Source organism: Ruminococcus flavefaciens (genome assembly GCF_900119075.1).
In the GTDB taxonomy this organism is placed as follows: Bacteria; Bacillota; Clostridia; order Oscillospirales; family Ruminococcaceae; genus Ruminococcus; species Ruminococcus flavefaciens_Q.
This window is the reverse complement of the sequence record NZ_FPIP01000001.1, coordinates 31,950-46,207: the sequence shown is the minus strand read 5'-3', so window position 1 is coordinate 46,207 and position 14,258 is coordinate 31,950. Positions and strand designations below refer to the sequence as shown.

The following is a 14,258-nucleotide window of genomic DNA, read 5'->3' as shown; positions in this document are numbered from 1 at the left end:
GATATGGTAAGATATTAATATACAATATCCACAGGAGGAAATTTCCTTGAAATACAGAAAAATAACCGCGGTGCTTCTCGGTCTTAGCCTTTTTCTCACAGGCTGCGGCGGCACTGCCGAACAAAAGGACAGCAAAACAGATAGCACAGACATCACTTCTTCTCAGGAGGTGGCTACCGAGCCCCTGACCGAGCTGACAGCAGCTCCCAAGGCTCCCGAAACAGAGCCCGTAGCAGTAACTGAAGCGGCTACAGACGCTCCCACAACTGAGGAGCCTCAGACTGCTGCTCAGACTGTTAATAATACAGAAAACAGCAACAATAACAGCAGCTCAGATGAGCAGCCTCAGGAAAACAATTTCGAATCAAGCCATGAGGATTATCAGCCGACAGTAACAACTGCGGCTTATGTACATACTTCAAAACGCACAACTGCCTGTACTACCACCACAAAGCATATAACTACAACAACTGCAGCTAAGATATCTCCGTGGGAAGTGCTGAATAATATGACGCTGAAGCAGAAGGTCTGCCAGATGTTCATGGTTACTCCCGAAGCTATAACAGGTATTTCTCCCATGACAGAGGTGGGAAACGGCACTAAAAACGCCATGAACGACTATCCCGTTGGCGGTATCATTTACTTCTCTCAGAATCTAAGCTCCCGAAACCAGATAAAGACAATGATAAGCAATACTCAGGACTTCTCCCGTGAAGCCTGCGGCGTCGGACTATTCATCGGAGTCGACGAGGAGGGCGGAAAGGTGGCAAGATGCGCCCAGAATCTTGGCACTACAGCCTTCAAGCCTATGGAGCAGTACGGCAAAGAAAACAACTACAAGACCGCCTATGATATCGGAGCAACTCTCGCAAAAGACCTGAGCAGTCTCGGCTTCAACGTGGACTTCGCTCCTGTTGCAGACGTTAATATCGACAGCGGCAACGAGCTTGGCGACCGTATTTTCAGCAGCGATCCCAACGTAGTTGCAAATATGGTCAGCGGAGTCTCAAAGGGCTTGCAGGATAACGGCGTAAGCGCTACTCTCAAGCATTTTCCCGGACTTGGCGCTGAAAACGGCAATACTCACACAAACTCCACGGTAATCATAGACAGGACACTCGAACAGCTCCGCAATACGGAGTTCGTCCCCTTTAAAAAGGGCATAGACAGCGGCACTGATTTTATCATGGTAGGACACCAGTCCGTTACCAGCTTCGGTGACGAGCTGCCCTGCGACCTTTCCTACAAGGCAGTAACGGAAATGCTCCGCGGCGAGCTGGGCTTTGACGGTATCGCCATAACAGACGCTCAGCAGATGAATACTATCTCAAAAGTCTACACCTCGGGAGAAGCCGCAAAGCTTTCCATAAAGGCAGGCATGGATATCATACTCATGCCCGTGGACTACCGCGCAGCTGTTGACGAGGTATGCAGAGCTGTTGAAAGCGGCGAGATACCCGAATCACGTATAGACGAGAGCGTTATGAGGATACTCATGAGAAAGAACAGGCTCGGTCTGCTGAAAAAGTGACGTATCTGTAATATAAAAGTCACTGTGCTGTCATTCTGCTGTGCTATACTTTATTCAAAGCTAAAGCTATACGCAGAAAGGAGCACAACTATGAAAAAACGCAGTATCATCATCACATCAGCAGGAGTTTTAACACTTTCAGCCGCATTATTCGTCGGATTCTGGGCACGGCAGTACAATAAGCCCTATCCCGCAGGCACTGTGGACAAGGCTGTCGTAAAGCCTATATCCTCGGAGATGTTCACCGAACAGGACTACAGTGACGCGGTTGAATGCGTCAAGGACTTCTTCCCCGAATTTGAGACCTGCGACCTGTTGGAGCTGCGCTATGCAGGAGACGCGGAAACAAAACTGGAATCCCGTGACTCACAGAACGAAAACGAGGAGTATATGGTGCTCAAGTCTGACTTCTATGTTAATCCGCTGGAGATATTCCAGAATGAAACTTCCGCATGGAACCGCGGTGAGACCTATAAAGACTGGAACTGGATGCTTGCCCGCACAAAGGGCACTTCCGACTGGATAATATGTAATTACGGCTTCGGCTGATAAATCATACCATGTCCTTCTAAAGCTGTGGTTACATCATAAGTTTACTATAAATCAGTCCATTTTGCTATAATTTTTCCATATAAAAAGTTATAATAATACCACAAGAAAGAGAAATCCTATTTTCAAGGAGGACATGAAAATGAAAATAAACAAGTATTTATCCTTCGCTGCTGCACTTGCAATGCTTGGCTGCGCTGTAAGCTGCGGTGACAAGAACAGCTCAGGTTCGGACACAGCTCCCGAGACCGCAAAGCCTACCGAGGCAGCTACAGAAGCTGTTGACGTTCCCGAGATAGAGGGCTACAGCCTGCTTTGGAACGACGAGTTCAGCGGCAGTGCTCTTGACGAGAGCAAGTGGAACTACGAGCCCCACGAGCCGGGCTGGACAAACGAGGAATTACAGGAGTACACAACATCTACAGACAACGTATTTCTCCGCGACGGCAAGCTGGTCATCAAGGCTATCAAGTCCGAAAAGAACGGCAAGGATTACTATACATCGGGTAAGGTAACAGGTCAGAACAAGACCGATTTCTCCTACGGCAAGGTAGTCGTAAGCGCTAAGGTGCCAGAGGGACAGGGCTTATGGCCTGCTATCTGGATGATGCCCAAGGAGGAGAGCTACTACGGTCAGTGGCCTAAGTGCGGCGAGATCGACATCATGGAGGTACTCGGCAACGACGTAAGCACAGCCTACGGTACTCTCCATTTCGGCGAGCCCCACGGCGAGATACAGGGCACATGGGGACTTACAGGTCAGACCTACGCTGACAGCTTCCATGAGTATTCTGTAGAGTGGGAGCCGGGCGAGATACGCTGGTATATCGACGGCAACCTCTACAATACAGCTAACGACTGGTTCACAGCCGTTCAGGGTGAGGACGAGAAGCCATATCCTGCTCCATTCGATCAGCCTTTCTTCGTTCAGATGAACCTTGCAGTCGGCGGCACATGGCCGGGCAATCCCGACGCTACAACAGATTTCGACAAGGCAGAGTTCGAGATCGACTACGTAAGAGTTTACCAGAAGCCTGAGTACGATATGAATGTTAAGAAGCCCGAAAAGGTATTCCGTCAGGCTCAGGAGGACGGCAACTTCATCTTCAACGGAGACTTCTCCGAGGCTGAGGATCTCACAGACGACGTAAACTGGAAGTTCCTGCTGTTCAACGGCGGCGAGGGCTCGGCTGAGATAAAGGACAACATGATAGTGATAACCTCTCAGGCAGAGGGTACAGAGGAATACTCCGTACAGCTTGTACAGCCCGACCTTCCGATGATAAAGGGCAAGAAATACCGCGTTACATTCGACGCTTACGCTGACGAGGAGCGCGACATCGTAGTATGCGTTTCTGCTCCGTCAGCAGGCTGGATACGCTATTTACAGGATACAAAGCTGACACTTACCACAGAAAAGCAGAGCTTCACCTATGATTTCGAGATGAAGGAAAAGGACGACAACAACGGACGTCTCGAGTTCAATATGGGTAAGCGCGGCTCAACAGCTACAGTTTACATCAGCAATGTAAGAGTAGAGGAAATTGCATAATAAACACAGCCCCGAAGCGATTCGGGGCTTGTTTTTATACGGTCAATGCTATAAATCATTATTTGCAGCGTGACGCTGCACCCTTGCCACGTTGTCGCTCATAAACTCGCTCACTATTCATGGCAACGATAATCGCACATCGCTCAAAGCACTTTTTGAACGGGATTCCAAAGGGACTGTGTTCCTTTGGCAGAGTGACTCCCCATAAAATGGGGAGATGTCGCAATGCGACAGAGGGGACGGACCCGATTAGGGGGCCTTGCAAGTGAAGGCGTCCCTTAACGGGACGTCGAGGACGCCGTCCCCTACAAACATAAATTATGGTTTTTAATAATTTTAATATCTTATGAATTGCTCTCGCCTAAAAATTGACAGCTTTTTCCACAAATTGACTTGAATTTCATTCCAAAATATGTTATAATAATATATATATTTAATCCACGGACAAATAAGCTAAAGCAAAGGAGTTTCATATGGATAAACCGATTGAAATTGCCGTTATCGTCGCTGGTATCGACGAGGAATATCAGAACGGAGTCATCGACGGCATAAGACACTGCGCAAAAATGAATAATGCAAATATTTCATGCTTCTGCGCATTTGGCGGAGTCCTTGCCAACAGCAAATTCGATGTGGGCGAATACAACATCTACTCACTTATTAATTACAGCAAATTTGACGGCGTTATTCTTATGACAAATACCATAAGCTCCCCTGTCGATAAGGAAAAGATAATCGCAAAGGTTAAAAGCACAGGTCTGCCTGTTACTATCCTTGACTGCGATAAACACCCTGAATTCTATAACATCAGTATAGATAACTACACTGCTATGCAGGCTATAGTAAGACACGTTATCGAAAAACACAACGTCAAGCGTCTCAACTATATCTCAGGTCCTATGGAAAACCCCGAGGCTGCCGAGAGAATGAGAGCTTTCCGTGAGACTATAGCCGAATATTCCATTCCCTATGAATACGAGCGCGTTTTCGTGGGAGAATTCAGAGCTGCTGACGGCAAAAACGCCGTTGACGCATTCCTCAGCTCAGGCTTGCAGCGTCCTCAGGCTATCATCTGCGCTAACGACGCTATGGCTCTTGCCGCTGTGGAGGAGCTGGGCAACTTCGGCTACAAGATACCTGATGATATGATAGTTACGGGCTTCGACAACACATACAACGCCCGTCATCACCTCCCTGCCCTGACAACTGTATCCCGTCCTCTTGACGACGCAGGCTTCAAAGCCTGTGAGATACTCATAGGTCTTATAATCGGCAGAGAATACCCAAAGAATACCGTGCTCAACGCTTCTCCCGTATTCTCGGAGAGCTGCGGCTGCGTATCCGTTGAAGAAACAGATATCTCTGAATACAGAGTTTCCGCATACAAGCTGCTGAACAGCTGCCGCAGGGACGTTTCACTGCTCAACCGCATGACTACAGAGCTTGCTGATACTCAGGATTCTGCTTCGACTATACATACCGTGTCAAAGATAATCAACGAGATAAAATTCGACAGATTCTGCCTGTGTCTGTGCTCAAACTGGGATCAGGTAGTGTCAAACGGACTCAATATCGATCCAACTGATACCTCGTCCTATCAGATACACGGCTATACTCCGAAAATGCTGGCTCCACTGATACTGGAGAACAACATCAACGATCCCGTAAGTATGTTTGACAGCGCCGATATGTACCCTGCACCACTGAAAAACGGCGGCAACGTAAGCTTCTTCGTACCGCTTCATTTCGGCGAGCGCTGTCTGGGCTACTACATCTTCACAAACAGCAAGTTCCCCACAAAGAGCCTGCTGTGTCACGCACTCATGCTCACTATCAGCAATTCTATCGAGAATATCCGCAAGCTGGTACACCTGAAGAGCATGGTCAAGGAACTGGACAAGCTTTATGTTATTGATCCGCTCTGCAATATCTACAACAGAAACGGCTTCATCAGAAACGCCGATCCTATGTTCAAGCGCACAAAGGCGTCAAAGCAGAAGCTCCTTATCTCTTTTATCGACATGGACGGTCTTAAGCACATCAACGACTGCTACGGTCATAACGAGGGCGACTTCGCACTTCAGCGCCTTGCAGGCGTTATATCCGACTGTTGCAATGGCGGCAGGATATGCGCACGATTCGGCGGCGATGAGTTCATTATCCTTGGCGAGAACGCCTGTGAAGAGGACATAATGGCTCTGGAAACAGTCTTTGAAGCTCAGCTGAAAAACATAAACACCATTGTGAAAAAGCCATACACCATAGCGGCAAGCATAGGTACTATCGTCAGCGAAATACAGGATAATGTAACGCTTTTCAACCTTATCACTCAGGCTGATGAGATAATGTACGCAAACAAGAAGCGCAAGCGCACTTCACGCTACCTCAGACACGAAGAAAGTGAAGAGGAGATCCAATATGAATCATCTGGGAACGATCAGGCTTGAGACCGAAAGACTTATCCTCAGGCGCTTTGAGGAAAGCGATACGGAGACTGCTTTCTCCGTCTGGACAAGCGATCCTAAAGTAACTCAGTACCTGCGCTGGAAGAATCACCGCTCACTGACGCAGACAAAAGAGCTGGGGCTTACATGGATAAAAAAATACAACGATCCGCAGTGGTATCACTGGGTAATAGAGCCGAAGGAAGTCGGCTTCCCTATCGGTACTATCTCCGCCTCTGAGATACACAATGACACCGATACCGTGGAGATAGGCTACTGTATAGGCTCAGGCTACTGGGGCATGGGCTATGTTACGGAGGCTTGTGCCGCTGTGATACAGTTCTTCTTCGAGGAGGTCAAAGCCAACAGGATAGAAGCCAGATACGATACCAGAAACAAGGCTTCGGGACGTGTTCTCGAAAAATGCGGTCTCACCTATGAGGGAACGCTGAGAAGCTCCGAGCGCATACAGTCGGGCATAACCGATGTGTGCATATACAGTATCCTCGCCGAGGATTATTTCTGAAATAACTAAAAGGACGGCTTTAAGCCGCCCTTTCATTGCTACTCTTTTATCTTACCACTATTCCGCACTATAATTCACACCAATATACACATCACAGCAAGGGAGCAAATATATTCAGTATTGCTCCCGCTATTTTTTTGTGTACGGGACGCTTTGCGCAGGCTTCAGCTGTTATCAGCTCAGAAACTGCCGCTGTACGCTCAAAATCCTCAACTATATCTCCGATAACAGAGCTGTTGTAGAGCACCGAGCCGCATTCAAAATGCAGGTAGAAGCTTCGGTAGTCAAAGTTTATAGTGCCTACTACCGCCGATGTGCCGTCGGCTACACAGGTCTTGGCATGGATAAAGCCGGGGGTGTATTCGTATATTTTTACTCCCGTATTCACAAGCCGGCTGTAGTTGTTCCACGCTATCATGTGAACATACCACTTGTCGGGTATATGGGGCGTGATGATACGCACGTCTACACCCTTTTTAGCCGCAAAGCCAAGGGCGTTGGTCATTTCCTCGTCCAGTATCAGATAGGGAGTGGTTATGCAGACATAGCTCCGTGCGTTGTTGATAAGCTCAAGGTAAACCCGCTTTCCTACGGGCTCATCGTCAAGGGGAGAATCGGAGAATGGCTGTATGAAGCCGTCGCCTATGGCAGAAGCAAGGTCTGCATTTATAACGGGTTCAAATCTGCGTATCTCACTGCTGTCGGACTTCGACCAGAGCTGGAGAAACATTACCGTATAATTCCACACGGCTTGTCCCCGTATCATTATTGCGGTATCCTTCCAGTGTCCGAAGCGCTCCTTTCGGTTGATGTACTCATCGGCAAGATTAGTACCGCCGTTGAACGCCGTGTGACCGTCGATTATGACTATCTTGCGGTGGTCGCGGTTGTTCTGTACCGAGGATATCATGGGACGGAACGGGTTGAAAACCTTGCATTTCACGCCGTTATCGGAAAGCTTTCGGAAAGGCTTTACGGAATTCAGCATACCAGTGCCTATGCCGTCATACATCAGACGGACGTCAACTCCTGCCTTTGCTTTGCGTATCAGGAGCTCCGACATAACGTCGAACATATAGCCCTCGGTTATGATGAAAAATTCAAGGAAAATGAATCGCTCAGCCTTTTCAAGCTCCTCAACCAGCTTTGAGAACTGCGCTTCGCCAAGGCTGAAATACTCCGCGCAGGTACTTCGGTAAACGGGATACATACCGTAGTCCGTAACGTATCTTGCCAGATTCACGGAATCGGGACAGTTCGCTTCAAGCTCCGCCATGACGTTTTTATCCTGCACAAGAAGCTCACGAGTCTGCTTCTGATTGCGCATATCTATGGATTTCGGGAACTGCTGTGAAAGCTTGATGTAGATATAGGAAACTCCGCCAAGAAGCGGAAATACGCTTATGAGAACTACCCATGCCACACGGTAGGATATGGGCTCGTTCTTGTTGGTAATATATATTACAAGAAATATATCCAGTGCAATAAGCGCGATATAGAAGAACACAAAGTGCTCTCCAAGGCTCGCTACGGCAAGCAAAAGGAAGCCTATCTGCAATAAAAGCAGTATCACGAATGCCGCATTTGAGCTGAGTATACTGCCGAGAAGTTTTTTAAGCTTCATGTTACACCTCAGAAAAATATTATAATATTATTATATCATAAATAAAATAAAATGCAATATTCGCGGCTGAAAACTTCCGATTACGGTTATTTCAGCGCTTATATATCATAATTTCAACACGAAAGGACGTCTTTTTTTGAACAAACTCAGACCATACGAAAGAAAAGTTTTTTACTACGAGACCGATAAAATGGCAGTAGTACACCACTCAAACTATATACGCATTTTCGAGGAGGCACGTATGCACTATCTCACAGAAGCAGGTCTGCCTTTTGAAAAGATCGAAGAAATGGGCATACTCATGCCATGCCTTGCCCTTGATTCCAGCTTCAAGCGTCCTCTTGTCTTTGACGAGCCCTTTGCGGTGTACATGAAAATGGATAAGTTCAACGGCGCTACCATACACCTTGTATACAAGGTAGTAAGCCGCAGAAGCGGCGAAATATGCGCAGAGGGAAGCTCCACACACTGCTTCACTGATATGAACATGAAACCCCTGCGTACAAAGCACTCTCACCCTGAGCTTTATGCAACTATCGCTCAGTATCTTAACTACGAATACGACTTCTGATCCTTTCAATATTATTGTCAGGGGATATTACGCTATTCACTAAAAACAGCCATAAAGCTTAAGCGAAACAGTCATAAAGAAGTAATACTTCTTTATGACTGTTTCTAAAATAACAAAGAATAGAGAAGAAATAATAAATAAGAAGTATTGCCTATCGGCAATTGATTAAAATCTGTCCGCAAAGCGGACTCTTTTATTATTCTTTATTCATTATTCTTTCTTATTTATTATTTTAGGAGGTGTGATAAAATTTATTTATCACACCTCCTCTTAGCTTTATGGCTGTTTTTTATGCTGTTGCCTTGACAACTGCCTTTTTCAGTGCTGTAAGATCGAATATATCCACAGTGCCGTCCTTATTCATATCAGAAGCAAGGTACTGCTCCTTGGTGAACTCCTTGTTCTTGCCGAGTATATAGCTCTGGAGAGCAACTATATCCGTCACATTCAGCTTGCCGTCGGAATTGAGGTCTCCCAGAACTTCCTTTGGAGCACTGCTGCCGATAGTAAAGTCTGTCTTTACCAGCTCAACACTTGCGCCGCTCTTGTCCTCGGCAACTATCTTGTAAGTGTACTCGCCGTCATTAAGAGCATTGAATGCAATGTTCTTGTCAAAATATGTTGACAGATCATACTTTATCGTATTTGGAGCCGCCTCTGCGCACTGGCTTGTAGCCTCGCCGCTTCGGAAATAAACTCCGCCGTAAACCTTGGTGATTACCAGATTTGAAGTGATATTTCCCTTTATTGAAAATGTCTTGCCCTTATCGAGATTTCCCTCGGGAGCTGTAACGTTTTCGATCTTTATCTCGGATTTGAGGTCAGCTTTTTTCTCCATGTAAGCCATTGAAGCAAAGCCGCTCTTGCCGTTGTACTCAACGTGAGCCCACTCGCCGTTGCCCCTTGTCACCCTGAACTCCGCACCTGCAGGTATCTCGCCTATAACAGCGGAAGATGTGTTATGGTCGGCTCTCATGTTGAGGTATGTAACTACGCCCTTTGTGGTGTACTCGCCTGCGTACTCCTCCGAGCAGCCGCAGTCGGTCTTAGGAGATTCAGCAGGAGTATTTCCGCTGCCGCTGTTGTCCGAATAAGCGAAATAGCTCATCGGATCGTAATATGTACGTGCAGGCCAGCCAGCCTGTAAGGAATCACATATACCGAAGTGGAGGTGATTTCCCGAGGAATTACCTGTGCTTCCGACCTTGCCGATAACGTCACCCTGCTTTACCTGTGCGCCAGCACTGGTCAGCACTTGTGAAGCGTGAGCATAGAAAGTGTACACTCCGAGGTCGGGGTGCTGGATTATCACGGTGTAGCCGTAAGCGTCCATCCACTCCGCAGCAACGACCTTGCCGCCTACAGCCGCGTAAATATTGCTGCCGCCGTCGGCTTCGATATCGATACCGTTATGGTATCCCGAAACATCATTGGTGTTTCTTGCCGCGTCAAAGTATGTGGTTATGTTCTTGAACTTCGGCTCTGTAGGCCATACCGCATATGCAGCAGCGTGAGCGGAAAGTCCGAATGGATATATCATCAGTATCGTCAATATCATAAATAAAGCTGCAATTACCGCCGCAGCTCTCTTGGTTTTCGTTATCATTGTTTTTTCTCCTCTCAAAGAAAGATCAAACTGACAATAATTATTTTACCACATTTTTACTGAAAAGTCAATCCGCCCCAAAAGCTTACTGCATAGTGCACACTATTTTTCGTGATTTCTATTGACATTGCCTAAAAAAAGGAGTAAAATTAATATGTCAGCTAATACTAACTATAAAAGGAGATAATCATTATGGTAAAAACTATTATCAAAATAGAAGGTATGATGTGCAATATGTGCGAGGCTCACGTTAACGACGCTATCCGCGGCGCAGTTTCGCCCAAAAAGGTCACTTCCTCCCACAGCAAGGGCATTACCGAGGTCATCTCGGAGAACGAGCTTGACAAAGCCGCACTGAAAGAGCTTATCGAAAAGGACGGCTACAAGGTGCTTGATATAACCTCCGAGCCCTATGTGAAAAAGAAGCTTTTCGGATTCAAATAATTATTGCAATTAAGGGACGCCCTCTCTTGCAGGGCGTCCCTCTTTCAAAAACAGTCCACCGGACTGTTTTTGAAATTCACCCTTGCGGTGCGCCTTCGTTTTTTCGGGGCGCTGCCCCGCCCCCCGCAAGGGCTGTCAGCCCTTGACCTGACCAAAGGAACACAGTCCCTTTGGAATCCCTTTCATATTATCATGAAAAACCCCGAAAGCTATAAATTCACTTTCGGGGAGTTTTTTATTTATTCTTCGTCTTTTATAAAGAAATCCTGCACCTTTTTGGTTATGAGTGTGAGATATCTCAGGCAGGGCTCTGCGATGATAGAGAAGTTCACGCAGAGGAGTATGCAGCGGTTAGACATTGATGTAATGGCGAACAGGTCACTGACAAATATCATACAGCAGACAAGTCCCACTGCACAGCCTATCCACATCCACATCTTGTACATATCCATAGGCTTGCATATCTGGAATACTATCATCATGCCGACCATGCTCATGAGTATGGTGGACGCCGTGGCTATATCCGTTGGCGCTACGTTGAAGATGTTTCCGAAGTATACCATAGCGCAGACCACAAGCACGTCCGTCAGAGCCGCAGGCAGAGCCTTCAGCAGTATATTCATGATGAATCTTCCGCGGATGATATCGCGGTTGGGCATAAGTGAAAGCACAAATGCAGGAAGTCCGATAGTGAACATACTGATAAGGGATATCTGCGAGGGCTTCAGCGGATAAGCAAGTCCGAAGCAGATAAACAGCACTGAGATTATCAGTGAGAAGATGTTCTTTACGATAAAGAGACTTCCCGAGCGCTCAAGGTTGTTTACGACCTTGCGTCCCTCGGCAACTACATCAGGCATTTTCGAGAAGTCGGATTCAAGGAGAACAAGCTGTGCTGCCTGTGCCGCAACGTCGCTTCCCGAAGCCATAGCCACGGAGCAGTCCGCGTCTTTCAGCGCGAGAACGTCGTTTACGCCGTCGCCTGTCATAGCGACTGTTTTGCCTGCTTTTTTCAGTGCGCGGACGAATTTGCGCTTCTGCTCGGGAGTAACTCGTCCGAATACGGTATAGCGCGTTACAGCGTCCTTGATAGCCGCGTCGGTAGTGAGAGTAGTAGCGTCAACGTACTCACCTGCATTCTTAATGCCTGCCTGCTTTGCGACTTCGGATACGGTAACGGGATTGTCTCCAGAAATTACCTTTATCTCAACGCCCTGCTCGGCAAAGTATCTGAATGTCTCGGGAGCGTTCTTTCTGATAGGATTTGACATTATCACGAAGCACACAGGCTCAACGTCGGCTTTAAGCGCCTTTCCGTCGGGAATGCCCTTGTACTTCACGAATGCAAGAACTCTGTAGCCCTTGCGGCTGTAGGATTCAAGAAGCTCTCTGTGTTCCCTTATCCTGTCCTTCATTACAAATTCTGGAGCTCCTATCACATAGGAATCTCTCTCAAATGTGACACTGCTGTATTTGAACTCGGAGGAGAAGCCTGTGGAAGAAACTGCATATCTTCCAGCAGGTCTGTGGAAATGGCTCTTTATAGCCGCCATGGTCTCGTTGTCGGAGTCCTGAGCCGCCGCAAAGTCGCTGATAAGTCCCTCGACAACGTCCTCGTCATATTGGTCGGAGGCAGGAACAACAGCGGAAACGTTCATGGTATTTTCGGTGATAGTACCTGTCTTGTCCACGCAGAGCACGTCAACTCGTGCAAGAGTCTCGATACATTTCATGTCATGAACAAGTACCTTGCCCAATGCAAGGCGCATTGTACTGATTACAAGGGCAACGCTGGCAAGGAGGAAGAGTCCCTCAGGTATCATGCCTATAACAGCGGCAACCATTGACTGAACGCTCTCCTTGATAGAGTCGTGATTTATATAATATGACTGGTAGAAAAGCAGACTTCCTATAGGGATAATCGCAAAGCCTGCAAACTTTACTATCCTGTTCAGGGAGCGTATCATCTCGGACTGCTCGCCCTTCTTGGACTTCTTAGCCTGTATGGTAAGCTTTGAGATATAGGAATCCCTGCCCACCTTTTCAAGTCTTGCGCGGCACGAACCCGATACGATATAGCTTCCCGACATGAGGGTGTCCCCGGGCTTTTTGCTTATCTCGTCGGATTCACCCGTAAGGAGCGATTCGTTTACCGATACGTTTCCGTCAACTATTATTGCGTCGGCGCTTATCTGATTTCCTGCCTTGAAGATAACGATATCATCAAGAACAAGGTCTTTTGAGGGAACTGTCTTTACCTCGCCGTCACGGACTACCGTAGTTACGGGAGCGTTCAGCACCGATATCTTGTCCAGTACGGACTTGGAACGAAGCTCCTGAATGATACCCGTAAGGGCGTTTGCTATGATGATAGGCATGAAAGTCAGGTCGCGGTATGAGCCTACGATTATCAGAAGCACGGATAATATCACGAAAATAAGGTTGAAGTATGTGAAGATATTGTCCGCAAGAATCTCCTTGACCGTTTTCGAGGGAGCTTCAACAGGCTTGTTGTCCATTCCCTCTGATACTCTCTGCTGGACCTGCGCAGAGGTAAGTCCAGTATCATAGTCGGCTTTTATTCTTTTTATATCAATAACATCTCGGAATTCACTGGTTTTATTCATTACGTCCTTTTAACTCCTCGTCAAAATACTATTATATTAAGTATATCACACTTCCATAATAATTTCAATGGCTTAGAAGAAAAATAAATGTCAACCAAATTAAGCTAAGAGGGTTGACAATCGAAATAAACTGTGCTATAATGTACTCATATCAGACAAAAGGAGTTTTTCATCATGGAAGATCAGGCAATTTTAAAGAAAAACACAAACAAATTCACCACTAAGGAGCTTGTGCTCATCGCAATGTTTGCCGCTGTTATGGCGGTCTGCTCGTGGATATCCATACCAATAGGTGCTATCCCCGTTACCTTGCAGACCTTCGGCATTTTCTGCGCACTGAGCCTGCTGGGCGGACGAAACGGTTCATTCTCTATTGCGGTATATATCCTCCTCGGAGCTATCGGACTTCCCGTATTTACAGGCTTCAAAGGCGGTCTCGCAGCTCTTACGGGACCAACAGGCGGCTATATACTGGGATTTATCCTCATGGCTCTGCTGTACTGGGCAGGCACTAAGCTTTTCGGAGACAAGCTCCCCGTAAGCATCGGACTTCTTACAGCAGGACTCGCTGTATGTTATCTTTTCGGAACGATATGGTTCGTTTTCGGCTATTCAAAGGGCGAAAACACCATGAGCTTCTACAAGGCGCTGAAGCTCTGCGTAATACCTTTCGTGCCATTCGATATTATCAAGCTTGTGCTTGCAGCGGTGATATCAAGCCGCGTGAAAAAACAGCTGAATCTGTAAAAAAAGCCATAAGAAGCAATGCTTCTTATGGCTTTTT

At 47.0% G+C, this 14,258-nt stretch carries 11 protein-coding genes; 8 read left to right on the top strand and 3 right to left on the bottom strand.

Going from position 1 to position 14,258, the window contains the following annotated elements; translation table 11 throughout:
• The first annotated feature begins 46 nt into the window (after nt 1-46).
• From BT105_RS00190 to BT105_RS00170, 5 genes are all read left to right on the top strand, one after another.
• Nucleotides 47-1,531 carry a glycoside hydrolase family 3 protein gene (locus tag BT105_RS00190; protein WP_072298877.1) on the top strand — a complete coding sequence of 495 codons (1,485 nt, stop codon included), beginning with the start codon at nt 47-49 and terminating at the stop codon, nt 1,529-1,531.
• Between the two features lie 90 nt (nt 1,532-1,621).
• Nucleotides 1,622-2,080 carry a hypothetical protein gene (locus BT105_RS00185; protein ID WP_072298876.1) on the top strand — a complete coding sequence of 153 codons (459 nt, stop codon included), beginning with the start codon at nt 1,622-1,624 and terminating at the stop codon, nt 2,078-2,080.
• A 142-nt stretch (nt 2,081-2,222) separates the two neighbouring features.
• Nucleotides 2,223-3,632 carry a family 16 glycosylhydrolase gene (locus tag BT105_RS00180; protein ID WP_072298875.1) on the top strand — a complete coding sequence of 470 codons (1,410 nt, stop codon included), beginning with the start codon at nt 2,223-2,225 and terminating at the stop codon, nt 3,630-3,632.
• Nucleotides 3,633-4,105: 473 nt separating this feature from the next.
• Nucleotides 4,106-6,079: a substrate-binding and GGDEF domain-containing protein gene (locus tag BT105_RS00175; RefSeq protein WP_072298874.1), complete on the top strand. Its 1,974-nt coding sequence runs from the start codon at nt 4,106-4,108 to the stop codon at nt 6,077-6,079.
• Nucleotides 6,051-6,602 (top strand): GNAT family N-acetyltransferase, encoded by a 552-nt coding sequence (locus BT105_RS00170; protein WP_072298873.1) that lies wholly within the window; start codon nt 6,051-6,053, stop codon nt 6,600-6,602. Before BT105_RS00175 ends, BT105_RS00170 begins: the two co-directional genes overlap by 29 nt.
• 91 nt (nt 6,603-6,693) lie before the next feature.
• Here BT105_RS00170 and cls read toward each other — a convergent pair whose 3' ends face one another.
• A complete protein-coding gene (gene cls, locus BT105_RS00165) occupies nt 6,694-8,226 on the bottom strand; it encodes a cardiolipin synthase (RefSeq protein ID WP_072298872.1) in 1,533 nt (510 codons plus the stop codon).
• 136 nt (nt 8,227-8,362) lie between these two features.
• On the opposite strand from cls, the gene BT105_RS00160 reads away from it, so the two are divergent.
• The gene (locus tag BT105_RS00160; protein ID WP_072298871.1) at nt 8,363-8,797 is read left to right on the top strand and encodes an acyl-CoA thioesterase; all 435 of its coding nucleotides are present in this window, start codon (nt 8,363-8,365) and stop codon (nt 8,795-8,797) included.
• A 289-nt stretch (nt 8,798-9,086) separates the two neighbouring features.
• Here the strand turns inward: BT105_RS00160 and BT105_RS00155 are convergent, their stop codons facing one another.
• Complete coding sequence (locus BT105_RS00155; protein ID WP_072298870.1) at nt 9,087-10,403, bottom strand: peptidoglycan DD-metalloendopeptidase family protein; 1,317 nt, start codon at nt 10,401-10,403, stop codon at nt 9,087-9,089.
• 192 nt (nt 10,404-10,595) lie between these two features.
• Here BT105_RS00155 and BT105_RS00150 point away from each other — a divergent pair, with 192 nt between their 5' ends.
• Nucleotides 10,596-10,847: a heavy-metal-associated domain-containing protein gene (locus BT105_RS00150; protein WP_072298869.1), complete on the top strand. Its 252-nt coding sequence runs from the start codon at nt 10,596-10,598 to the stop codon at nt 10,845-10,847.
• A gap of 239 nt (nt 10,848-11,086) precedes the next feature.
• On the opposite strand, the gene BT105_RS00145 is transcribed toward BT105_RS00150, so the two are convergent.
• Nucleotides 11,087-13,474 (bottom strand): cation-translocating P-type ATPase, encoded by a 2,388-nt coding sequence (locus BT105_RS00145; RefSeq protein WP_072298868.1) that lies wholly within the window; start codon nt 13,472-13,474, stop codon nt 11,087-11,089.
• A 174-nt stretch (nt 13,475-13,648) separates the two neighbouring features.
• Between BT105_RS00145 and BT105_RS00140 the strand changes: the two genes are divergently transcribed.
• Nucleotides 13,649-14,221 (top strand): biotin transporter BioY, encoded by a 573-nt coding sequence (locus BT105_RS00140; protein ID WP_072298867.1) that lies wholly within the window; start codon nt 13,649-13,651, stop codon nt 14,219-14,221.
• The last annotated feature ends 37 nt before the right edge of the window (nt 14,222-14,258 follow it).